The sequence below is a fragment of the Streptomyces sp. XH2 genome (assembly GCF_049725035.1).
Taxonomy (GTDB): Bacteria; Actinomycetota; Actinomycetes; order Streptomycetales; family Streptomycetaceae; genus Streptomyces; species Streptomyces roseoverticillatus.
In genome coordinates, this window is record NZ_JBMMMZ010000014.1 from 265,137 (window position 1) to 285,649 (window position 20,513).

At 72.7% G+C, this 20,513-nt stretch carries 18 protein-coding genes and 1 tRNA gene; 7 read left to right on the plus strand and 12 right to left on the minus strand.

Annotation, left to right across the window (positions count from 1 at the left end; genetic code table 11):
- Positions 1-4: 4 nt before the first annotated feature.
- The 4 genes from ACOTKD_RS28605 to ACOTKD_RS28620 all read right to left on the minus strand — a co-directional run bounded on the left by ACOTKD_RS28605 (position 5) and on the right by ACOTKD_RS28620 (position 2,935).
- Positions 5-77 (minus strand) — tRNA-His (locus tag ACOTKD_RS28605).
- Positions 78-184: 107 nt separating this feature from the next.
- A complete protein-coding gene (orn, locus tag ACOTKD_RS28610) occupies positions 185-790 on the minus strand; it encodes an oligoribonuclease (protein ID WP_424891867.1) in 606 nt (201 codons plus the stop codon).
- Positions 791-795: 5 nt separating this feature from the next.
- Positions 796-2,178: a helix-turn-helix domain-containing protein gene (locus ACOTKD_RS28615; RefSeq protein WP_424891868.1), complete on the minus strand. Its 1,383-nt coding sequence runs from the start codon at positions 2,176-2,178 to the stop codon at positions 796-798.
- 424 nt (positions 2,179-2,602) lie between these two features.
- Complete coding sequence (locus ACOTKD_RS28620) at positions 2,603-2,935, minus strand: hypothetical protein (protein WP_424891869.1); 333 nt, start codon at positions 2,933-2,935, stop codon at positions 2,603-2,605.
- Between the two features lie 379 nt (positions 2,936-3,314).
- Between ACOTKD_RS28620 and ACOTKD_RS28625 the strand changes: the two genes are divergently transcribed.
- A complete protein-coding gene (locus tag ACOTKD_RS28625) occupies positions 3,315-3,836 on the plus strand; it encodes a universal stress protein (RefSeq protein WP_030369762.1) in 522 nt (173 codons plus the stop codon).
- A 318-nt stretch (positions 3,837-4,154) separates the two neighbouring features.
- Here ACOTKD_RS28625 and glmS read toward each other — a convergent pair whose 3' ends face one another.
- The 3 genes from glmS to ACOTKD_RS28640 all read right to left on the minus strand — a co-directional run bounded on the left by glmS (position 4,155) and on the right by ACOTKD_RS28640 (position 7,308).
- Positions 4,155-5,975 (minus strand): glutamine--fructose-6-phosphate transaminase (isomerizing), encoded by a 1,821-nt coding sequence (gene glmS, locus ACOTKD_RS28630; protein ID WP_424891870.1) that lies wholly within the window; start codon positions 5,973-5,975, stop codon positions 4,155-4,157.
- A 77-nt stretch (positions 5,976-6,052) separates the two neighbouring features.
- Positions 6,053-6,328 (minus strand): hypothetical protein, encoded by a 276-nt coding sequence (locus tag ACOTKD_RS28635; protein WP_030369764.1) that lies wholly within the window; start codon positions 6,326-6,328, stop codon positions 6,053-6,055.
- An 86-nt stretch (positions 6,329-6,414) separates the two neighbouring features.
- Positions 6,415-7,308: a DUF4429 domain-containing protein gene (locus ACOTKD_RS28640; RefSeq protein WP_424891871.1), complete on the minus strand. Its 894-nt coding sequence runs from the start codon at positions 7,306-7,308 to the stop codon at positions 6,415-6,417.
- Between the two features lie 164 nt (positions 7,309-7,472).
- On the opposite strand from ACOTKD_RS28640, the gene ACOTKD_RS28645 reads away from it, so the two are divergent.
- The gene (locus ACOTKD_RS28645) at positions 7,473-9,107 is read left to right on the plus strand and encodes a beta-N-acetylhexosaminidase (protein WP_424891872.1); all 1,635 of its coding nucleotides are present in this window, start codon (positions 7,473-7,475) and stop codon (positions 9,105-9,107) included.
- A gap of 229 nt (positions 9,108-9,336) precedes the next feature.
- Here the strand turns inward: ACOTKD_RS28645 and ACOTKD_RS28650 are convergent, their stop codons facing one another.
- Genes ACOTKD_RS28650 through ACOTKD_RS28665 form a run of 4 tightly spaced genes read right to left on the minus strand, consistent with a single transcriptional unit; the run spans position 9,337 to position 15,133 of the window.
- The gene (locus ACOTKD_RS28650; RefSeq protein ID WP_424891920.1) at positions 9,337-10,497 is read right to left on the minus strand and encodes an acyl-CoA dehydrogenase family protein; all 1,161 of its coding nucleotides are present in this window, start codon (positions 10,495-10,497) and stop codon (positions 9,337-9,339) included.
- Between the two features lie 9 nt (positions 10,498-10,506).
- The gene (locus ACOTKD_RS28655) at positions 10,507-11,445 is read right to left on the minus strand and encodes a hydroxymethylglutaryl-CoA lyase (RefSeq protein ID WP_424891873.1); all 939 of its coding nucleotides are present in this window, start codon (positions 11,443-11,445) and stop codon (positions 10,507-10,509) included.
- Positions 11,442-13,493: a biotin carboxylase N-terminal domain-containing protein gene (locus ACOTKD_RS28660; RefSeq protein ID WP_424891874.1), complete on the minus strand. Its 2,052-nt coding sequence runs from the start codon at positions 13,491-13,493 to the stop codon at positions 11,442-11,444. The genes ACOTKD_RS28655 and ACOTKD_RS28660 overlap by 4 nt, the downstream gene beginning before the upstream one ends.
- 8 nt (positions 13,494-13,501) lie before the next feature.
- Positions 13,502-15,133, minus strand: a complete 1,632-nt coding sequence (locus ACOTKD_RS28665) for a carboxyl transferase domain-containing protein (protein WP_424891875.1) — start codon at positions 15,131-15,133, stop codon at positions 13,502-13,504.
- A gap of 119 nt (positions 15,134-15,252) precedes the next feature.
- Here ACOTKD_RS28665 and ACOTKD_RS28670 point away from each other — a divergent pair, with 119 nt between their 5' ends.
- The 4 genes from ACOTKD_RS28670 to ACOTKD_RS28685 all read left to right on the plus strand — a co-directional run bounded on the left by ACOTKD_RS28670 (position 15,253) and on the right by ACOTKD_RS28685 (position 18,458).
- Positions 15,253-15,891 carry a TetR/AcrR family transcriptional regulator gene (locus tag ACOTKD_RS28670; protein ID WP_424891876.1) on the plus strand — a complete coding sequence of 213 codons (639 nt, stop codon included), beginning with the start codon at positions 15,253-15,255 and terminating at the stop codon, positions 15,889-15,891.
- A gap of 157 nt (positions 15,892-16,048) precedes the next feature.
- Complete coding sequence (locus ACOTKD_RS28675; RefSeq protein ID WP_424891877.1) at positions 16,049-17,209, plus strand: acyl-CoA dehydrogenase family protein; 1,161 nt, start codon at positions 16,049-16,051, stop codon at positions 17,207-17,209.
- Positions 17,210-17,232: 23 nt separating this feature from the next.
- A complete protein-coding gene (gene tesB, locus ACOTKD_RS28680) occupies positions 17,233-18,171 on the plus strand; it encodes an acyl-CoA thioesterase II (RefSeq protein WP_424891878.1) in 939 nt (312 codons plus the stop codon).
- Between the two features lie 89 nt (positions 18,172-18,260).
- The gene (locus ACOTKD_RS28685; protein WP_424891879.1) at positions 18,261-18,458 is read left to right on the plus strand and encodes a hypothetical protein; all 198 of its coding nucleotides are present in this window, start codon (positions 18,261-18,263) and stop codon (positions 18,456-18,458) included.
- A 29-nt stretch (positions 18,459-18,487) separates the two neighbouring features.
- On the opposite strand, the gene ACOTKD_RS28690 is transcribed toward ACOTKD_RS28685, so the two are convergent.
- Positions 18,488-19,276 carry a phosphatase gene (locus ACOTKD_RS28690; protein ID WP_424891880.1) on the minus strand — a complete coding sequence of 263 codons (789 nt, stop codon included), beginning with the start codon at positions 19,274-19,276 and terminating at the stop codon, positions 18,488-18,490.
- Positions 19,277-19,457: 181 nt separating this feature from the next.
- Between ACOTKD_RS28690 and speB the strand changes: the two genes are divergently transcribed.
- A complete protein-coding gene (speB, locus tag ACOTKD_RS28695) occupies positions 19,458-20,429 on the plus strand; it encodes an agmatinase (RefSeq protein WP_424891881.1) in 972 nt (323 codons plus the stop codon).
- Positions 20,430-20,513 lie beyond the last annotated feature (84 nt).

Genomic DNA, 20,513 nt, shown 5'->3' on the forward strand with positions numbered 1-20,513 from the left:
TGAGGGTGAGTAACGGGACTCGAACCCGCGACATCCTGGACCACAACCAGGTGCTCTACCAGCTGAGCTATACCCACCATGACCGGTGACTTGTGGTGTGTTTCCCACCGGCCGAGAAAAAGCTTACACGGTCTTCGGGGGTGCTCGCTCCCAGCTTTCGCCGAGCCGGGAGCGAGCTACGTCACTATCCCTGAGCAGGCAGGACGTGCTTGGCCGCGATGGCCTTGGCCGTGTCCGAGTCCGGACCGGGCTGCGGCACGAAGATCGCCTCGCGGTAGTAGCGGAGCTCGGCGATCGATTCCCGGATGTCGGCGAGGGCCCGGTGGTTGCCGTTTTTCTTGGGGCTGGAGAAGTAGGCCCGCGGATACCAGCGGCGGGCCAGCTCCTTCACCGACGACACGTCGACGATCCGGTAGTGCAGGTGGGACTCCAGGGCGGGCATGTCCCGGGCGAGGAAACCGCGGTCGGTGCCGACCGAGTTCCCGCACAGCGGGGCCTTGCCCGGCTCCGGGACGTGCTCGCGGACGTAGGCGAGGACCTGCTGCTCGGCGTCCTCCAGGGTGGTGCCCTTGTCCAGCTCCGCGAGCAGCCCGGAAGCCGTGTGCATCTGGCGCACCACCTCGGGCATGGTGACGAGGGCCTCGGCGGGCGGGCGGACGACGATGTCCACGCCGTCGCCGAGGATGTTCAGCTCCGAGTCGGTCACCAGGGCGGCCACCTCGATGAGCGCGTCGTCCGACAGCGAGAGCCCGGTCATCTCGCAGTCGATCCACACCATGCGATCGTTCATGCTCCTCACCCTACGGGGCGTTCCCGCTGGCCGGGCAGGCGTGGGGTGTAGAGGTCCGACTCCGGCTTGCCCGGCTCCGTGGCATTCACCCCATATCCACCGCTATGCCCGCCCGGTACGCCCGGAACGCCCGGATGGGCGCCGTGCGGACCGTGGCCCGGGTGCCCGCCGTGCGCGGACGGCGGCCCGCCGAGCACCCCGCCCGCGCCGGAGGCGGCGTGGGCCGGAGCCATGGCCGCCCGCCGGAGCGCCATCACCGACGGCTCCCCGGTCCGCTGCTCGCCCAGCTCCGGCCGGTCGAACCGGTCCGTACGCTCCCGCTCCGTACGCCCCTCGCGCTCGGCCCGCTCGGGGCGGTCGGCCGAGCCGCTCTGGGGCCTGCGCGCGCGGTACGCGGCCCGGTAGGCGGCGGGGGAGGACCCCAGCTGCCGGCGGAAGTGCCCGCGCAGCGCCACCGGGGAGCGGAACCCGCAGCGGCCGGCGACCTCGTCCACCGAATAGTCGGAGGTCTCCAGCAGCCGCTGTGCCTGGAGCACCCGCTGGGTGATCAGCCACTGCAGGGGCGCGCTCCCGGTGAGCGAGCGGAACCGCCGGTCGAAGGTCCGGCGGGACATGTACGCACGGGCGGCGAGCGTCTCCACGTCGAACTGCTCGTGGAGGTGCTCCAGCGCCCAGGCGACGACCTCGGCGAGCGGGTCGGCGCCGATCTCCTCCGGTAAAGACCTGTCGAGGTAGCGCTCCTGCCCGCCGCTGCGGCGCGGCGGGACGACGAGCCGGCGGGCCAGCGCCCCGGCCGCGTCGGCTCCGTGGTCGGTGCGGACGATGTGCAGGCACAGGTCGATGCCCGCCGCGGTGCCCGCGGAGGTCAGTACGTCGCCGTCGTCGACGAAGAGCTCCCGCGGGTCCACGTGGACCGACGGATAGCGCTTGGCGAGCGTGGGCGCGTACATCCAGTGGGTGGTGGCGGGCCTGCCGTCGAGCAGTCCCGCCGCGGCCAGTACGAAGGCCCCGGTGCACAGCCCGACGATGCGGGCGCCCTCCTCGTGGGCGCGGCGCAGCGCGTCGAGTGCGGCGGTGGGCGGCGGCTGGGTGATCGACCGCCAGGCCGGTACGACGACGGTGCCGGCCCGGGAGAGCGCCTCCAGGCCGTACGGTGCGGTCAATTCCAGGCCGCCGGTTGTTCGCAATGGCACATCTTCGCCCGCGCACACCAGCAAGCGGTAGCGGGGGACTCCGGCGTCCTGTCGGTCGATGCCGAACACGGAGAGCGGAATGGAGCTTTCGAAGATGGGGCCGCCGCTGAATAGCAGCACTGCGACGATCTCCCGGCGGCGGCGTCCGGAGAGCTTGCGCGTGGTCTCCGGTACGGTCGTGGAGTCCTGGCTCATGGCGCTAAGCCCCCCTCGGCGGTCGAGTCCTCTCGGTCCTGCACGTTTCCCCTCGGTCCTGAACGGTTCCCCCGCCGGTCATGGCCAAGATCGAATCTACTGCGTCGAATGCAGACGCAGTGACCAGTTCACCACTCGGCTCTAAGTCGACATGGCAACTTGGCGCGAAGCGTTCGATCACGAAGCGTTGCACTTGCAGGCCTCGGTGAAAAGTACGCCTCTCGCCCATGCCCAATCCCCGTAGGGTGCAACCGCCCTCCGCGGTCCTTTCCTTGCTGGTCGACCGGCTGTTAGGGGCCTCTCAAGCCAAGGTATGGGGTTCGGACTGAAGTTGGCTGAAAAGTGGTGGGTCCAGGTGTGCGAAAGTGTCAAACAGCCCTCGGCTGTCCCTCGCTGAGCCGCCGGCTCACGGCCTCCGCAGCGGTCAGTCGACCGGCCCCGCGCCGCCCGGGTGACGCCCTCCGCGGTGTGCCCCCGCACCCGTCCGGCCGTGCCGCCCGCGGTGCGGGACCGTCTGTTCCGCCAGCGTCCTCGCCGCATTGCGTTCCGCCTGCCGCAGCAGGGCGCGGCAGGCACAGGTGACGGCGACGAGCCCGGCCGCCGTGCCCGCCGCGCCGCCGAAGGACTGGCCGCAGATCAGCAGGGTCACGGGGACGAGCACGCAGCTGAAGGCGGCCCAGCGGACCACGTCGCTCACCGGATCGGGGGAGTCGTGCGGCGGGGCGTCGGCGCGGGCGTGGTCACGGGTTCCGGGCACGGAGCGCTCCCTGGGGGCGGCGGGCTGGCGGTGGTACAACGCCCGGCCGGGGCCCTCGGTCACTGCGCCGAGCGCATCGGGAGTACGCCCGGAGCGCGGCCGGGGCATTGCGCTACGCGCCGCCCTCGTGCATGCTCCGGGGAACGCCCGCCCGCCTTACGACCCACCGGCGGTCCGGGCGGGCACCGCGTGCCACGCCCGTGCGACCCCTGGCTTCGAGCCGCCGGTCGGCCCCTGGGCAGGCGGCGAGTGTCGCCGTACCCTGGTGGGTAAGTGATTGAAAAGATGAATCCCGGACGGATTTTGCCTCCAAGATCCGACCCCGGGGGAGCAACCGCCGATCTCCCTCCGCCCGAGGACACCCTTCGCCGAGATACCGATGGCCGGTCACGAATTCTCCGAACCTGCGGACCGCAAGCGGGTCGCCGATCACGCGGCGCACCCCGAAGCGGCGGAAGAAACACGCCATTCCTGCGATCCGGCGTTCCAGCACGGCGTCGTGGTGGGCTTCGACGGCTCCACGTCCAGCGAGCGAGCGCTTGCGTATGCAATCGGGATGGCCCGGCGCTCCGGCTCCGGGCTGATCATCGTGCACGTGGCCAACCGGCTGCCGACCACCGTCTGGGCGGGCTGCGAGCCGCCCGTCTTCGTGGACGTCCCCGACCACCGCACCGAGGTCCTGGGCCTGGAACTGGCCTGTGCGGACTATCTGTCGGAGGTCCCGTGGATCCTCGTCGAGCGCGGCGGCGACATCTGCCACGAACTGGAGGAGGTCGGCCGGGAGTACGCGGCCGACGCGATCGTCGTCGGTTCGACGCACGGCCTGGTCGGGCGGATCTTCGGCTCGGTGGCGGGCCGGCTGGCCCGGCGGGCCCAGCGTCCCGTCGTCGTTATTCCGTAGCCGCTTTCCTCACCCTGCAGGGGTGATGACTCCTGCCCCGGACTTGACGGCCCGTGAATCTACCCGCGCGTAGGGGGTGGATCGCGCCGCGTGGAGGGGTAGGAACCGCCCGATGGCGTGCTGCCGTACGGGAGGTGACGGTTCCCGGAAGCGGCGGCATCCCCGCCGGCGCGAGGGCGAACGCCGGCGCATGGGAAAGCGGCCTTCCCGCGCGCGTGGTGGCACGTGCGGGAAGGCCGTTCCTCTCGGACCTGTCGCGGACAGGTGCGGACAGGTACGAGAGCGCGGGGCCCGGGCCGCGGCCCGGGCGCGGGGCTGCTACTCGACGGTGACGGACTTCGCCAGGTTGCGCGGCTTGTCGATGTCGCGGCCCATGGCCTTGGCCGTGTAGTAGGCGAAGAGCTGCAGCGGGATGCCCATGAGGATGGCGTCCAGCTCGTCCTCGTTCTTCGGCACGACGATCGTGTGGTCGGCCTTCTCCTGCTCCTGGTGCGCGACGGCGAGGATGCGGCCGCTGCGGGCCTTGATCTCCTCCAGGGCGGCGCGGTTCTTCTCCAGCAGCTCGTCGTCCGGGACGATCGCGACCGTCGGCATGGCGGGCTCGATCAGGGCCAGCGGGCCGTGCTTGAGCTCGGAGGCGGGGTAGGCCTCGGCGTGGATGTACGAGACCTCCTTGAGCTTCAGCGAGGCCTCGCGGGCCACCGGGTAGCCCCGGACGCGGCCGATGAACATCATCGACTTGGCGTCGGCGTACTCGCCGGCCAGCTTCTCGATCTGCTCCTCGTTCGCCAGGATCTCCTCGATCTGGCCGGGCAGCTTGCGCAGGCCCTCGATGATCCGCTTGCCGTCGGCGACCGACAGGTCGCGGGTGCGGCCGAGGTGCAGGGCGAGCAGGCCGAAGGAGACCACCATGTTGGTGAAGCACTTGGTGGAGACCACGCAGACCTCGGGGCCGGCGTGCACGTAGATGCCGCCGTCGGTCTCGCGGGCGATCGCGGAGCCGACCACGTTGACCAGGCCGAGGACGCGGGCGCCCTTGCGCTTGAGCTCCTGGACGGCGGCGAGCACGTCGTAGGTCTCACCGGACTGGGAGACGGCGATGTAGAGGGTGTCGGGGTCCACGACCGGGTTGCGGTAGCGGAACTCGGAGGCCGGCTCGGCGTCCGCGGGGATGCGGGCGAGCTCCTCGATCATCTGGGCGCCGATCTGACCGGCGTGGTACGAGGTGCCGCAGCCGAGGATCTTGACGCGGCGCACGGCGCGGGCGTCGCGGGCGTCCAGGTTCAGGCCGCCCAGGTGCACGGTGGAGAAGCGGTCGTCGATGCGGCCGCGCAGGGCGCGGTCCACGGCCTCGGCCTGCTCGTGGATCTCCTTGTGCATGTACGTGTCGTGGCCGCCCATGTCGTACGACTCGGCCTCCCACTCGACGGTGGTCGGCTGGGCCGAGGTGGAGGAGCCCTCGGTGGTGTACGTGCGGTAGTCGTCGGCGCGCAGGGTGGCCATCTCGCCGTCGTCGAGGGTGACGACCTGGCGGGTGTGGGAGACCAGGGCGGCGACGTCGGAGGAGACGAACATCTCCTTCTCGCCTATGCCCAGCACGACGGGGGAGCCGTTGCGGGCGACGACGATGCGGTCCGGGAAGTCGGCGTGCAGGACGGCGATGCCGTACGTGCCCTCGATGTGCTTGACGGCCTCGCGGACCTTCTCCTCCAGCGTGCCGGCCTCGGAGCGGGCGATCAGGTGCGCCAGGACCTCGGTGTCGGTGTCGGAGACGAAGACGAAGCCCTCGGCCGTCAGCCTGGTGCGCAGGTCGGCGGCGTTGTCGATGATGCCGTTGTGGACGACGGCGACCTTCTCGTCGGCGTCCAGGTGCGGGTGGGCGTTGACGTCGTTCGGCGCGCCGTGGGTGGCCCAGCGGGTGTGGGCGATGCCGGTGGTGCCGTTGAAGCGCTTGGGGAGACGGGACTCCAGCTCGCGCACGCGGCCCTTGGCCTTGGCGGACTTCAGGCCACCGGTCTTGCCGCCGGCGTGCAGCGCGATGCCCGCGGAGTCATAGCCGCGGTACTCCAGGCGCTGCAGCCCCTCGAGGAGCAGCGGCGCGACGTCGCGCTTGCCGATGTATCCGACGATTCCGCACATAAGTGGTGACCCTCCCAGAGAAACGATCAGTGGTGCCCGGCAGCGGGGCGGCGGTGGCGGCGCCGGCCCTTGCCGCCTCAGCCGTAGACGATGCGGCGCAGCTGCCGCAGTGAGAGCTCCGGCGGGGCCACCGCACGGTGCGGCAGCTCGGCCGAGATCCGCTCGAAGATCTCCGCGTTGCGCAGTCCGCCGGACTGCAGCTCGCGGTGGCGGCGGCGGACGAAGCTCTCGGTCGTCTCGTCGAAGTACGCCAGGACGTCCAGGACCACCCGGGCGGCCTCGCCGCGCTGAAGCGGCGTGCTGCGCACCAGGTGATCCACCAGGTCGTCATGATTCATACGGCGTTCGAGCACCTGTCGATACTGAGGGGTATCGGAGACATTCGCAAGAATCCTGCCCGAAATCGGGCAGGGGTGGGTGGAATGGAGGCGCGAATCGCCTAGAAACGCTTCAATACGGCCTGTTTCGCCGCCGTGAACTCGTCCTCGGTCAGGATCCCGGCGCGGTGCAGCTCCCCGAGCTCCCGCAACCGGCGCAGCAGGGCGTCGTGATCGGGAGCCTCCTCCGGGGCGGGAGCGGCGGTGACGGCCGGGGCCTTGGCGAGCGAGGGGGCGGAGTCTCGCGTCCCGGCGCCGGCCGGGTGCGGCAGCCGGGCCACGACGGCCGCGCCCACCATCGCCATCAGCGGATCCTTCTTGAAGCCGAAGAGCTCGATCGCATGGGGATCGTGCTTGGGCGGGGCCTTGGTCGGCTCGCGGAGGACGGTGAAGCGGAGGTAGCCGTTCTCCAGGCCCGCGGCGGGCAGCCACTCCACCGCGCGGACGTCCTCCAGGGGGAGGGACTGGGGGCCGGCGGACTTCTTGCCCTCCTCGGTCTTCCAGTTCCACTCCAGGCGGATCCGCTCGCCGTCGAAGGTGACCGTGCCGTCACCGGCGCCGACCGACAGCGGCAGCGTCGGGCCGGGCAGGAGGTAGCGGTCCGTGGGGCCGTCCGGCACCTGGTCCAGGAGGAGGGCGTTGCGCACCTCGTCCACGACGTATTCGGCGACGCCCGCGCGGTCGGAATCCACCGTCAGCTGATACGGATCGGCGGCGTCCGGCAGCCTGCCGCGCGCCACCTGCAGCAGGGGGTCCGCCCCGTCGCGCAGCCGCAGCCGCAGGCGCCCGCTCTTGCGGCCCGGCTCGTAGGCGATCCCCGCCACGGCGGACAGCGGAACGGCCAGTTCACCGAGGGTCTGGCGCAACAGGTGCACGCCGCGCTCGCGGCCCGGGACGATCCGTATCGTTTCGCCGTCGAAGGTCCACGTGCCGTCCTTCTGGAGGATCTCAGCCATGGGGTGATTCTCTCAGGCACGTACGCTCGGGAGGGCACGGACCAGGAGGTGCGCGGACCTCGCGACGCGGGCCGCGGGCCTTGACGCGGGCCGGGGCCGGCGATACCCAAGTGGTCGTTCGTACGCGTGAATTCCCGTGAGCGGTACGCCGAAGGGACTTCCTCTTGAGACGCACGAGCTTCGGACCGGGACGACTGGCGCTCACCGGCGCCGCCCTGCTGCTCGCCGCCGCCGGAACGGCCGCCCCGAGGGCCTCCGCGGCCGCGGAGCCCGGACCCGCCCCGCTCGGCCACGTCGTGCCCGCCCCCGCGTCCGTGCGGCCCGGCGGGGACCCGTACGAGATCACGGCCCGCACCGTCGTCCGGGTGCCGCCCGGCAACCGCGAGGCCGCGCGGATCGGCGGCTACCTGGCCGGGCTGCTGCGCCCCTCGACGGGCTACCGGCTGCCCGTCGTGGACTCGGGGGCGGAGGGGCCGGGCATTCGGCTGGTGCTCGGCGAAGGCGCCGGCGAAGGCGCCGGGGAAAGCGGTGCGGGGGAGGGCGCCGAGGGGTACCGGCTGTCCGTCACCGCCCGCTCCGTGACCATCTCCGCGCGGGAGGGCGCCGGGCTCTTCCACGGCGTCCAGACCCTCCGGCAGCTGCTGCCCGCCCGCGCCGAGAGCACCTCCCGGCAGACCGGGCCCTGGACGGTGGCGGGCGGCGTCGTCACCGACGCGCCGCGCTACGGCTACCGCGGCGCGATGCTCGACGTCGCCCGGCACTTCTTCACCGTCGAGCAGGTGAAGCGGTACATCGACCAGCTCGCCCTCTACAAGTACAACGCCCTCCACCTGCACCTCTCCGACGACCAGGGGTGGCGCATCGCCGTCGGCGGGTGGCCCCGGCTGGCCGCGTACGGCGGCAGCACGCAGGTGGGCGGCGGCCCGGGCGGCTCCTACAGCAAGGACGACTACCGCGAGATCGTCCGCCACGCCGCGAGCCGCTACCTCACCGTGGTGCCCGAGATCGACATGCCCGGGCACACCAACGCGGCCCTCGCCTCGTACGCCCGGCTGAACTGCGACGGCGTCGCGCGTCCCCTCTACACGGGCACCGAAGTCGGCTTCAGCTCGCTGTGCGTGGCGAAGGAGGACACGTACGAGTTCGTGGAGGACGTCATCGGGGAGCTGGCGGCGCTCACACCCGGCCCCTACCTGCACATCGGCGGCGACGAGGCGCACTCGACCAGCCCGGCCGACTACGCGGCCTTCATGGCGCGGGTGCAGCCCGTCGTCGCCCGGCACGGCAAGACCGTCATCGGCTGGCACCAGCTGGCCGGGGCGCGCCCGGCGCCGGGCGCGCTCCGGCCGGACGGGGGGGACGGCCGGCCCGGCGCCCCGGAGCGGGCCCAGGTCGCCGCCGCGGCGCGGGCGGGCGCGGGGCTGATCCTCTCGCCCGCGGACCGGGCCTACCTGGACATGAAATACACCAAGGACACGCCGCTGGGCCTGCAGTGGGCGGGGCTCGTCGAGGTGCGGCAGTCCTACGACTGGGACCCCGGCGGCTACCTGACGGACGCGCCCGCCTCGGCCGTGAGGGGCGTCGAGGCCCCGCTGTGGACGGAGACGATCACCACGAGCGCGCAGCTGGAGTACATGGCGTTCCCGCGGCTGGCGGGCATCGCCGAACTCGGCTGGTCCCCGCGCTCCACGCACGACTGGGCGTCCTACCGGCTGCGGCTGGCGGCGCAGGGGCCGCGCTGGGACGCGCTCGGCATCGCGTACTACCGCTCGCCGCAGGTGCCCTGGCCCGGCCCGTGACCGGGTCACGGGGCCCAGCGTGAAGAGTGCAGGGCAGCACTCTTCATTTCATTCCGCCGCAGCGGCGCTCAGCCCATGCGGCGGATTCCGGCGGTGCCTTACCGGGCTGCGAGTGAGCCCGGCACCGCCGGGACGCGCCGTCGCGGCCACCCGCCGCTGCGGCGGGAGGAAGGGTGCGAGGTCGCCCCCTTCATCCCGCCCGTCGCCCGGGCCGCAGCGTGGGCCGGCCTCAGCCCGCGAACCCCAGCTCGCGGGCGATCAGCATCCGCTGCACCTCGCTCGTGCCCTCGCCGATCTCCAGGATCTTGGAGTCGCGCCACATCCGGGCCACCGGGTACTCGTTCATGAAGCCGTAACCGCCGTGGATCTGCGTGGCCTCGCGGGCGTTGGTCACCGCGATCTCCGACGAGTACAGCTTGGCCAGGGCGGCCTCCTTCTTGAAGGGCTCGCCGTGCACCAGCCGGGACGCGGCGTCGCGCCAGGCGAGCCGCGCGGTGTGCGCCCGCATCTCCATGTCGGCCAGCTTGAACTGGATGGCCTGGTTCGCGCCGATCGGCCGGCCGAACGCCTGCCGCTCCTTGGCGTACTTCACCGACTCGTCGACGCAGCCCTGCGCCAGCCCCGTGGCCAGCGCCGAGATCGCGATCCGGCCCTCGTCCAGTATCCGCAGGAACTGGGCGTAGCCGCGCCCCTCTTCGCCCAGCAGGTTGGCCTTCGGGACGCGGACGTCGGAGAAGGACAGCTCGCGGGTGTCGGAGGCGTTCCAGCCGACCTTGGAGTAGGGGGCGGCGACGGTGAAGCCGGGCGTGCCGGAGGGGACGATGATCGAGGAGATCAGCGGCTTGCCCTCGGGCGTGCGGCCGGTGACCGCGGTGACCGTGACCAGGCCCGTGATGTCGGTGCCGGAGTTGGTGATGAAGCACTTGGTGCCGTTGATCACCCACTCGCCGGTGGCCTCGTCCAGCCGGGCCGTGGTGCGCGTGCCGCCCGCGTCCGAGCCGCACTCGGGCTCGGTCAGGCCGAAGGCGCCCAGGATCTCGCCGGAGCACATCTTCGGCAGCCAGGTGCGCTTCTGCTCCTCCGTGCCGAAGCGGAAGACGGGCATGGCGCCGAGGGAGACGCCGGCCTCCAGGGTGATGGCGACCGACGAGTCGACCCGGGCCAGCTCCTCCAGGGCCAGGCCGAGGGCCAGGTAGTCGCCGCCCATGCCGCCGTACTCCTCGGGGAACGGCAGCCCGAACAGCCCCATGCGGCCCATCTCCCGCACGATCTCGTACGGGAACTCGTGACGCTCGTAGAAGTCGCCGATCTTGGGGGCGACCACGTCGTGTGCGAACTCCTCCACCGTGCGGCGGAGTTCCTCGTGCTCGGGGGTGAGGCGGTGGTCCAGCGGCATGGCTCAGGGCTCCTGATGGGAGAGGGCGCGGACGGTACGGGAGGGGCTGGGCCGCCCCAGTTGCTCGGCCATCCACACGCTCGTGGCGGTGAGCCGGCCGAGGTCGACCCCGGTGTCGATACCGAGGCCGTCGAGCATCCAGACAAGGTCTTCGGTGGCGAGATTGCCCGTGGCGCTCTTCGCGTACGGGCAGCCGCCGAGGCCGCCGGCGGAGGCGTCGACGGTGGTGACGCCGTGCCGCAGGGCGGCCAGGGTGTTGGCCAGGGCCTGGCCGTAGGTGTCGTGGAAGTGGACCGCGAGGCGGCCGGTCTCCACGCCCGCCTCGTTCAGGGCGGTCAGCAGGGCGGTGACGTGGCCGGCCGTGGCCACGCCGATGGTGTCGCCGAGGCTCAGCTCGTCGCAGCCGAGGTCCAGCAGGCGGCGGGCGACCCGGACGACCTGCTCCAGGGGGACGGCGCCCTCCCAGGGGTCGCCGAAGCACATGGACAGATAGCCGCGGACCGCCAGCCCCGCCCCGCGCGCCTCGGCCACGACCGGCGCGAACATCTCCAGCGACTCGTCGACCGTCCGGTTGAGGTTCGCCTTGGCGAAGGACTCCGTGGCACTGCCGAAGACGGCGACCTCGCGGGCACCGAGGGCGCGGGCGCGCTCCAGGCCGCGGGCGTTGGGCACGAGGACGGGCAGCCGGGCGGGCACGCCCTCCAGCAGGGGCAGCAGTTGCTCGGCGTCCGCGAGCTGCGGCACCCACTTGGGGTGGACGAAGCTCGTGGCCTCGACGGTGGAGAGGCCCGCCTCGGCGAGGCGGCGGATGAACTCCGCCTTCACCTCGACCGGGACGATCGCCTTCTCGTTCTGCAGGCCGTCGCGCGGGCCCACCTCGTGGATCCGGACGCGGGAGGGGAGGCCGGGCTCGGGTACGGCCATGGGCAGTCCGCTGATCATGATTCCTCCGCGGGGCCGGTGGCGGCGGGGGTGACGACGGCCAGGACCTGGTCCATGGCGACGGTGGCGCCGGGCGTCACGTCCAGCTCGGCGACGGTGCCGTCGTGCGGGGCGGAGATGACGTGCTCCATCTTCATGGCCTCCACCACCAGGAGGCTCTGCCCGGCGCTGACGAAGTCGCCCACGCTCGCCTTGACGACGGTGACGGTGCCGGGCATGGGGGCGGTGAGGGTGTCGGCTCCGGCGGCCCCGGCCCCGCCGGCCGCGCCCTCGACGGGGTCGTGGTCGCGCAGGTGCCAGGCGTCGCCGTCGCGCCCCAGCCAGGTGCCCTCCGCGCCGGCGACCCGGGTGAAGCGGTGGGTGCGGCCGTCCAGTTCGAGGACGACGGGGGCCGTCGGCGCCGGCGAGGGCAGCAGCTTCGCGTCGCGGGGCGCGGCAGGTGTTTCCGCATCGCCCACCACGAGCTCCGCGGCGGATGCTGCCCCCCGCACCCGGACCGCCACCGGATCCTCGCCCGGCACCCGGAAGTGGTGGGGCGTCCAGGCCCGCTCGCCGCCGAGGCGCCAGCCGTGCGGGACCGAGAAGGGGTCGACCCAGCCGTCGCGCGGCGGCTCCAGGGCCGCCTGGCTCAGCAGCGCCCCCGCCGCGTACACCTCGTCCGGGACGGAGGGCCGTACGAGCGATGCCGCGTCCCGGTCGACCAGGCCCGTGTCCAGCGCGCCCGCCACCACGTCGGGATGCGCCAGCAGGCGCCGCAGGAAGCCCGCGTTGGTGTCGACGCCCAGGACGACCGTGTCCGCGAGGGCGGCGCGCAGGCGGCGCAGGGCCGTCGCCCGGTCCGGGCCGTGGGCGATGACCTTGGCGAGCATGGGGTCGTAGGACGTGCCGACGTCCGTGCCCTCCGACAGGCCCGAGTCGACGCGGACGCCTTCGCCCGCCGGCTCGCGCAGCAGCCGCACGGTGCCCGCGGACGGCAGGAAGTCGACGCGGGCGCCGTCACCGCTGACACGCGCGGTCTCGGCGCAGATGCGGGCCTCGACGGCGTGCCCGGTGAGGGTCACGTCCTCCTGGCGCAGGGTCAGCTCCTCGCCGGCGGCGACGCGGAGCTGCCACTCGACGAGATCGAGGCCGGTGATCAGCTCGGTGACGGGGTGCTCGACCTGGAGGCGGGTGTTCATCTCCATGAAGTAGTACGAGGAGGGGTCGTCGCCCGGCACGATGAACTCGACCGTGCCCGCGCCCGCATAGCCGCAGGAGCGGGCCGCCTGGACGGCCGCCTCGCCCATGGCGGCGCGCGTGGCCTCGTCGAGGAACGGCGACGGCGCCTCCTCGATGATCTTCTGGTGGCGGCGCTGCAGGGAGCACTCGCGCTCGCCCAGGTGGATCACGTGGCCGTGGCCGTCGGCCAGGACCTGGATCTCGATGTGGCGGGGCCGGTCGACCCAGCGCTCGACGAGCAGGGTGTCGTCGCCGAAGGAGCCGCGGGCCTCGCGCCGGGCGGCGGCGATCTCCTCGCCGAGCAGCGAAGCGTCGCGGACGAGGCGCATGCCCTTGCCGCCGCCGCCCGCGGAGGGCTTGAGCAGGACGGGCATGCCGATGCCGTGGGCGGCGGCCGCGAGCTCCGCGTCGGTCAGGCCGCTGCCGGAGGAGCCGGGCACCACGGGCACGCCCGCGGCCCGCACCGTCTCCTTGGCGCGGATCTTGTCGCCCATCAGCTCGATCGCGCCGGCGGGCGGCCCGATGAAGGCGAGGCCGGCGTCGGTGCAGGCGCGGGCGAAGGCGGCGTTCTCGGCGAGGAAGCCGTAGCCGGGGTGGACGGCCTGGGCGCCGGTGCGGGCGGCGGCCTCCAGCAGGCGCGGTATCGACAGATAGCTCTCCGCGGCGGCGGCCGGGCCGATCCGCACGGCGGTGTCGGCCTCGCGGACGTGCCGGGCCTCCGCGTCGGCGTCGCTGAACACGGCGACCGAGCGGATGCCGAGCGCGCGCAGCGTACGGATGACCCGTACGGCGATCTCGCCGCGGTTGGCGACAAGGACAGTCTCGAACATGCTCCGCCTCACATCCGGAAGACGCCGTAGCCGGGCGCGGTGGGGTCCTTCTCGGGCAGGGGGGCGTTGGCGCAGGCCGTCAGCGCCAGGCCCAGCACCTGCCGGGTCTCCAGGGGGTCGATGACGCCGTCGTCCCACAGCCGCGCGGTGGCGTAGTAGGCGCTGCCCTGGGTCTCGTACTGCTCGCGGACGGGTGCGCGGAACGCGTCCTCCTCCTCGGCGCTCCAGCTCTCGCCGCGGGCTTCGAGCTGGTCGCGCTTGACGGTGGCGAGGACGGAGGCCGCCTGCTCGCCGCCCATGACGGAGATCTTGGCGTTGGGCCACATCCACAGGAAGCGCGGCGAATAGGCCCGGCCGCACATCGAGTAGTTGCCCGCGCCGTAGGAGCCGCCGATGACGACCGTGAGCTTGGGGACACGGGCGCAGGCCACGGCCGTGACCATCTTCGCGCCGTGCTTGGCGATGCCGCCCGCCTCGTACTGCCGGCCGACCATGAAGCCGGAGATGTTCTGCAGGAAGACCAGGGGGATGCCGCGCTGGTCGCACAGCTCGATGAAGTGCGCGCCCTTCTGGGCGGATTCGGAGAAGAGGATGCCGTTGTTGGCGACGATGCCGACGGGGTGGCCGTGGATCCGGGCGAAGCCGGTCACCAGCGTCTGCCCGAACTCCGCCTTGAACTCGGCGAACCGCGAGCCGTCGACGACGCGGGCGATGACCTCGCGCACGTCGTAAGGGGTGCGGGAGTCCACCGGCACGGCGCCGTAGAGCCCCGCGGGGTCGACGGCGGGCTCCTCGGCCGGCTCGGTCCTCCAGGGGAGCGCGCCCCGCCCGGGCAGGGTGGACACGATCGTGCGGACGATCCGCAGGGCGTGGGCGTCGTCCTCGGCGAGGTGGTCGGTGACGCCCGACACCTTCGAGTGGACCTCGCCGCCGCCGAGCTCCTCGGCGGTGACGACCTCGCCCGTCGCGGCCTTCACCAGCGGCGGGCCGCCCAGGAAGATCGTGCCCTGGCCGCGGACGATCACCGCCTCGTCGCTCATGGCCGGGACGTAGGCGCCGCCGGCGGTGCAGGAGCCGAGGACGGCGGCGATCTGCGGGATGCCCGCGCCGGACATCCGGGCCTGGTTGTAGAAGATCCGGCCGAAGTGGTCGCGGTCGGGGAAGACCTCGTCCTGCATGGGCAGGAAGGCGCCGCCCGAGTCCACCAGATACAGGCACGGCAGCCTGTTCTCCAGGGCGATCTCCTGGGCGCGCAGGTGCTTCTTGACCGTCATCGGGTAGTACGTGCCGCCCTTGACCGTGGCGTCGTTGGCGACGATCACCGTCTCGCGGCCGGAGACCCGGCCGATGCCCGCGATCACGCCCGCGGCCGGGGCGGCCCCGCCGTACATCCCCTCGGCGGCCAGCGGAGCGAGCTCCAGGAACGGCGAGCCGGGGTCCAGCAGGGCATCCACCCGGTCGCGCGGCAGCAGCTTGCCGCGGGCCGTGTGCCGCTCCCTGGCCCTCGCGCCGCCGCCCAGCCGGGCAGCGGCCAGCCGCTCCCGCAGCTCCGCGGACAGCTCGCGGTGCGCCGCCTCGTTCACCCGCCAGGCGTCGGACGCCGGATCGGCGGCGCTCCCCAGCGCCGGTGCCTGCTGCATGTACTCGAGCTCCCTTGCTCGGCCCATCGTGCTCGGCCCGTGATCCCGCTCGGTTAATGAGCGTTAACACTTCCTCTTCAGGTTAACGACCACTAACGCCGCTGTCTAGAATCACTTTCGTGAACGACGCACCAACCCGCACCCCGGCCCAGGCCGCCCCCACCCGCCGTGAGCAGATCCTCAGCGAGGCGGCCCGGCTCTTCGCCGAGCGCGGCTTCCACGGCGTGGGGGTCGACGAGATAGGGGCCGCCGTCGGGATCAGCGGCCCCGGCCTCTACCGGCACTTCGCCGGCAAGGACGCGATGCTCGCCGAGCTCCTCGTCGGCATCAGCGAGCGGCTCTTCGCGGGCGGGCGCCGCCGCGTCATCGAGGCGACCTCGGAGGGCGGGGGTCCGGATGCGGTCCTCGCCTCCCTCATCGACGGCCACATCGACTTCGCCCTGGACGACCGGGCGCTGATCACCCTCCACGACCGCGAGCTGGGCCAGCTGCGCGACAGCGACCGCAAGCAGGTGCGCTCGCTCCAGCGGCAGTACGTGGAGCTGTGGGTCGACGTCGTCCGCCGGCTCCACCCGGACCCGTACGAGGCGGAGGTCCGCGCCGCCGTCCACGCCGTCTTCGGCCTGCTCAACTCCACCCCCCACCTCGGCCGGCCCGGCGCCCTCCCCGGCCGCGAGGCCACCGCCGCCCTGCTGCGCAGGCTGGCCCACGGGGCGTTCGCGGCGCTGTCGGACGGCGAGCCGCGGCCGGAGGCGTAGCCGGGAACGCGGCCCCGGCCGCGGCCGGGCGCCGTCACCCGTACGGCTCAGCCGGCTCTGGACAGCCCTGGTGACTCCCCGGTAGCTTCGCCTGAGCAAGCGCTTGGCCAGGCATGAGCCCGGGGTCCCCGGGCCCGCACGAGGGGAATGGCAGCCAATGCGTCGCACGGTGTACAACGAGGACCACGAAGCCTTCCGCGGAACGATCCGCGACTTCATCGCGACCGAGGTCGTGCCCGTCTACGACGAGTGGCGGGAGGCCGGCGCCGTCCCGCGCGAGTTCTACAAGAAGCTCGGCGACCTCGGCGTCTTCGGCATCGAGGTGCCCGAGGAGTACGGCGGCGCGGGCGAAGGCGGCGGCTTCAAGTTCCACGCCGTCATCACCGAGGAGTGCGCCCGCGCGGGCGTCAGCTTCGGCGGCAGCAGCGTGCACACCGCGCTGTGCCTGCCCTACCTCCTCAAGTACGCCACCGAGGAGCAGAAGCGGCGCTGGCTGCCGCCCTTCGTCTCCGGCGAGATGATGACCGCCATCGCCATGACCGAGCCCGGCACCGGCTCCGACCTCGCCGGCATGAAGACCACGGCGAAGCTGTCCGAGGACGGCACGCACTACGTCCTCAACGGCGCCAAGACCTTCATCACCGGCGGCGTCCAGGCCGACCGGGTCCTCGTCTGCGCCCGCACCGCCCCGCCCTCTCCCGAGGACCGGCGCGCCGGCATCTCCATCCTCGCCGTCGACACCACCTCCGAGGGGTACGCGGTCGGCCGCAAGCTGGAGAAGCTCGGCCTGAAGACCTCCGACACCGCCGAACTCTCCTTCACCGACGTCGAGGTGCCCGTCGGGGACCTCCTCGGAGAGGAGGGCAAGGCCTTCGGCTACCTGGGACAGAACCTGCCGCAGGAGCGGCTCGGCATCGCCGTCGCCGCCTACGCCCAGGCCGCCGCGGCCGTCGCCTTCGCCAAGGAGTACGTGCAGGACCGGACGGTCTTCGGCACGTCCGTCGCGTCCTTCCAGAACACCAAGTTCGTGCTCGCCGACTGCAAGGCCGACGTCGACGCCATGGAAGCGGTCGTGGACCGCGCCCTGGACGCCCACGAGACGGGTGAGCTGTCCGCCGCCGACGCCGCCTCCGCCAAGCTCTTCACCACCGAGCGGGCCGCCGTCGTCATCGACAAGTGCCTCCAGCTCCACGGCGGTTACGGGTACATGATGGAGTACCCCATCGCCCGCCTCTACGCGGACACCCGCGTCAGCCGCATCTACGGCGGCACCAGCGAGGTCATGCGCACCATCATCGCCAAGTCCATGGGCCTGTAAGGCCGGTAAGCCCCGGAACTCCAATGAACGAGCCCCTTGCTTCCGCTCCGCCCGCACCGGCGGCCGAACCGCACACGCCGCTGGACGAGCTCCTCGCCCTCCTCGACCTCGAACCCATCGAGGAGGACATATTCAGGGGCCGCACCGGCCGCGCCGTCCTCGTGCCGCGCGTCTTCGGGGGCCAGGTCGCCGCGCAGGCCCTCGTCGCCGCCGGCCGCACCGTCCCCGCCGACCGCCCGCCGCACTCCCTGCACTCCTACTTCCTGCGGCCCGGCGACCCCGCCGTGCCCATCGTCTACACCGTCGACCGCATCCGCGACGGCGGCTCCTTCACCACGCGCCGCGTGGTGGCCGTCCAGCACGGACAGCCGATCTTCCACCTCTCCGCGTCCTTCCAGCGGCACGAGGAGGGCCTGGAGCACCAGGAGGACATGCCGGCCGCGCCCGCCCCGGAGTCCCTCCCCACGGCCGCGGAGACGCTGCGCCGCTACGCCCCGCTCCTCGGCGGCCCGGACGTCGTGGACCGCATCCTGGACGCCCGCTCCGCGGTCGACCTGCGGTACGCGGACGAGCCGCCGTTCGGCAGCGTGGGGGAGCCGCGCGAGCCGAAGTCGCAGGTTTGGTTCCGCACCAACGGCAAACTGGCGGACGATCCCCTGCTCCACATCTGCCTGGCCACGTACGTCTCCGACATGACGCTCCTCGACTCCGTCCTCCTGGCCCACGGCCGCGGCGGCTGGGCCGTCGGCGACGTCGTCGGCGCGAGCCTGGACCACGCGATGTGGTTCCACCGCCCGTTCCGCGCGGACGAATGGCTGCTCTACGACCAGGAGAGCCCGACGTCCCAGAGCGGCCGAGGCCTGGCCCGGGGCCGCATCTTCACCGAGGGCGGTCAGTTGGCGGTGTCGGTGATTCAGGAGGGCGTGATCCGAGTCCCGCGGCCACGCTCGACCGGCCGGTAACATCGGTGAGTTGACGCAACCGGTGTGAGGGAGGGGTCCGGATGGCACGCGCGGGTGTACGGATGGGAACGGCGCCGAGGATCCTGCTGATGGCCGGAGGCGCTGTGAGTGTCGTCCTCGGCGTCCTCGTGGCCGTCCTCTGGCACAGCCCGATCGTCGAGGCGACAGGGCTTCCCCGGCTGGTGGGCTTCGTCGCCTTCCGAGGGGCCGAGGCCGCCCTGCTCTGGGGCGGCGCGTGGCTCTGCGTGCGGGGCTGGAACGGCGGCCCCGGCCCCGTGGAGGGCTAGGCCCCGCCGCAACCGCGCCGCAGGCCCGCTCAGGCCTCCGTGAGGAGGCCCGCCGCGGCCAGGAGGTACGCCGTCATCGGCTCGTAGAAGCGCGGGTCCGTCACGTGGTCGTCCATCGGGACCGCCACCTGCAGCGTGCCCTCCGCCTCCGCGAGGAAGAGCGCCGGGTCGTTGGAGTCCGCGTAGCCCACCGCGTCGATGCCGCGCTGCGCAGCGCAGCCCGCCCAGCCGTGGTCGGCGACGACCAGGTCCGGCAGCGGCTGCCCCTCCCGCAGCAGGCCGTCGAGGATCGCGGCCATCGGGTTGGGGGAGTGCGTGTGCCAGAGCGTCGCCCCTCCCTCGTACACCGCCACGTCCGCGAACTGCACGACGCAGCCCTCGTCCGCGGTCAGCCCGCCCGGGATCCGGACGATCTCGCAGCCCGCCGCGCGCATGGCCGCGGCCGTGGTGCGGTGCGTCTCCAGCAGGGCACCCGGGTGGCCGGTTGCGAAGAGGACCCGCTGGCGGCTCTCCGCCGCCTTGCGCAGCACGTTCGCCATGCGGTCCAGGGCGTCGGCGGTCAGCTCGGGGTCGATGTGGTCCTGGCCGGCCCGGTGGTTCAGGTCGTCGCTGACGCCGCAGCGCTCCGCCATGACGGCGAGGACGTCCTGCTCGTCCGTCCAGCGGTCGCCCAGCTCCAGGCCGAGCCAGTAGCGGCGGTCGCCGTTCGCGAGCTTGCGGTAGTGGTCGAGGTTGTTCTCGCGCGGGGTCGCCACGGCCCCGGCGATGCGCGTACGGACGAGGTGGTCGATCAGTTCGCTGCGGGTCGGTGTCGGCATGCCGATCATTGTCTCCCCCGATCACTGCGGTGCTGGACGCGGTGTCCATATGGAGGGCCCGGATCCACTGATACGTACATGTGCGGATTCCGCCGCCCTGCCTACCCTCGGGTACGTCCACCGCAGCCGCCCCGACGTTGGTTCGACCGTAACGCGTCCGTGATTCGAGAGGCTCCCCAGCATGAGCACCCCCGCCCCCCGTGAACCGCGCGGCCCCGTCGACTCCTCCCGCATCCCGCGCTACGCAGGCCCCGCGACCTTCGCCCGCCTGCCCCGCCTGGACGAGGTCGGCACGGCGGACGTGGCCGTCGTCGGCGTGCCCTTCGACACGGGCGTCTCCTACCGTCCCGGCGCCCGCTTCGGCGGCAACGCCATCCGCGAGGCCTCCCGCCTGCTGCGCCCGTACAACCCGGCCCAGGACGCCTCGCCCTTCGCCCTCGCGCAGGTCGCCGACGCCGGCGACATCGCCGCGAACCCGTTCAACATCGACGAGGCCGTCGAGACCATCGAGGGCGCCGCGGACGACATCCTCGGCACCGGCGCCCGCATGATGACCCTGGGCGGCGACCACACCATCGCCCTGCCCCTGCTGCGCTCGGTCGCCAAGAAGCACGGCCCCGTCGCCCTGCTGCACTTCGACGCGCACCTCGACACCTGGGACACCTACTTCGGCGCCGAGTACACCCACGGCACCCCGTTCCGCCGGGCCGTCGAGGAGGGCATCCTCGACACCGAGGCGCTCTCCCACGTCGGCACGCGCGGCCCGCTGTACGGCAAGAAGGACCTGACGGACGACGAGAAGATGGGCTTCGGCATCGTCACCTCCGCCGACGTCATGCGCCGCGGCGTCGACGAGATCGCCGACCAGCTGCGCCAGCGCGTCGGCGACCGCCCGCTGTACATCTCCATCGACATCGACGTCCTGGACCCGGCCCACGCCCCCGGCACCGGCACCCCGGAGGCCGGCGGCCTGACCTCCCGCGAGCTGCTGGAGATCCTCCGCGGCCTGTCCTCCTGCAACCTGGTCTCCGCGGACCTGGTCGAGGTCGCCCCGGCCTACGACCACGCCGAGATCACGTCGGTGGCCGCGTCCCACGCGGCGTACGAGCTGACGACGATCATGTCGCGGCAGATCGCCGCCTCGCGCGGCTGACGCGACCCCTTCCCGGAAGCGGGGGGGGGGGGGGGGGGGGGGGCCCCCCCCCCCCGCCCGCCGCGGGGGGGGGGGGGGCGGCCG

Coding starts and splice junctions, on each gene's coding strand:
- ACOTKD_RS28655 (WP_424891873.1), bottom strand. CDS start 11,445: ATGATCAGCGGACTGCCCATGGCCGTACCCGAGCCCGGCCTCCCCTCC.
- ACOTKD_RS28685 (WP_424891879.1), top strand. CDS start 18,261: ATGGCCGGAGGCGCTGTGAGTGTCGTCCTCGGCGTCCTCGTGGCCGTC.
- ACOTKD_RS28690 (WP_424891880.1), bottom strand. CDS start 19,276: ATGCCGACACCGACCCGCAGCGAACTGATCGACCACCTCGTCCGTACG.
- ACOTKD_RS28665 (WP_424891875.1), bottom strand. CDS start 15,133: ATGCAGCAGGCACCGGCGCTGGGGAGCGCCGCCGATCCGGCGTCCGAC.
- ACOTKD_RS28675 (WP_424891877.1), top strand. CDS start 16,049: ATGCGTCGCACGGTGTACAACGAGGACCACGAAGCCTTCCGCGGAACG.
- speB (WP_424891881.1), top strand. CDS start 19,458: ATGAGCACCCCCGCCCCCCGTGAACCGCGCGGCCCCGTCGACTCCTCC.
- tesB (WP_424891878.1), top strand. CDS start 17,233: ATGAACGAGCCCCTTGCTTCCGCTCCGCCCGCACCGGCGGCCGAACCG.
- orn (WP_424891867.1), bottom strand. CDS start 790: ATGAACGATCGCATGGTGTGGATCGACTGCGAGATGACCGGGCTCTCG.
- glmS (WP_424891870.1), bottom strand. CDS start 5,975: ATGTGCGGAATCGTCGGATACATCGGCAAGCGCGACGTCGCGCCGCTG.
- ACOTKD_RS28625 (WP_030369762.1), top strand. CDS start 3,315: ATGGCCGGTCACGAATTCTCCGAACCTGCGGACCGCAAGCGGGTCGCC.
- ACOTKD_RS28615 (WP_424891868.1), bottom strand. CDS start 2,178: ATGAGCCAGGACTCCACGACCGTACCGGAGACCACGCGCAAGCTCTCC.
- ACOTKD_RS28660 (WP_424891874.1), bottom strand. CDS start 13,493: ATGTTCGAGACTGTCCTTGTCGCCAACCGCGGCGAGATCGCCGTACGG.
- ACOTKD_RS28640 (WP_424891871.1), bottom strand. CDS start 7,308: ATGGCTGAGATCCTCCAGAAGGACGGCACGTGGACCTTCGACGGCGAA.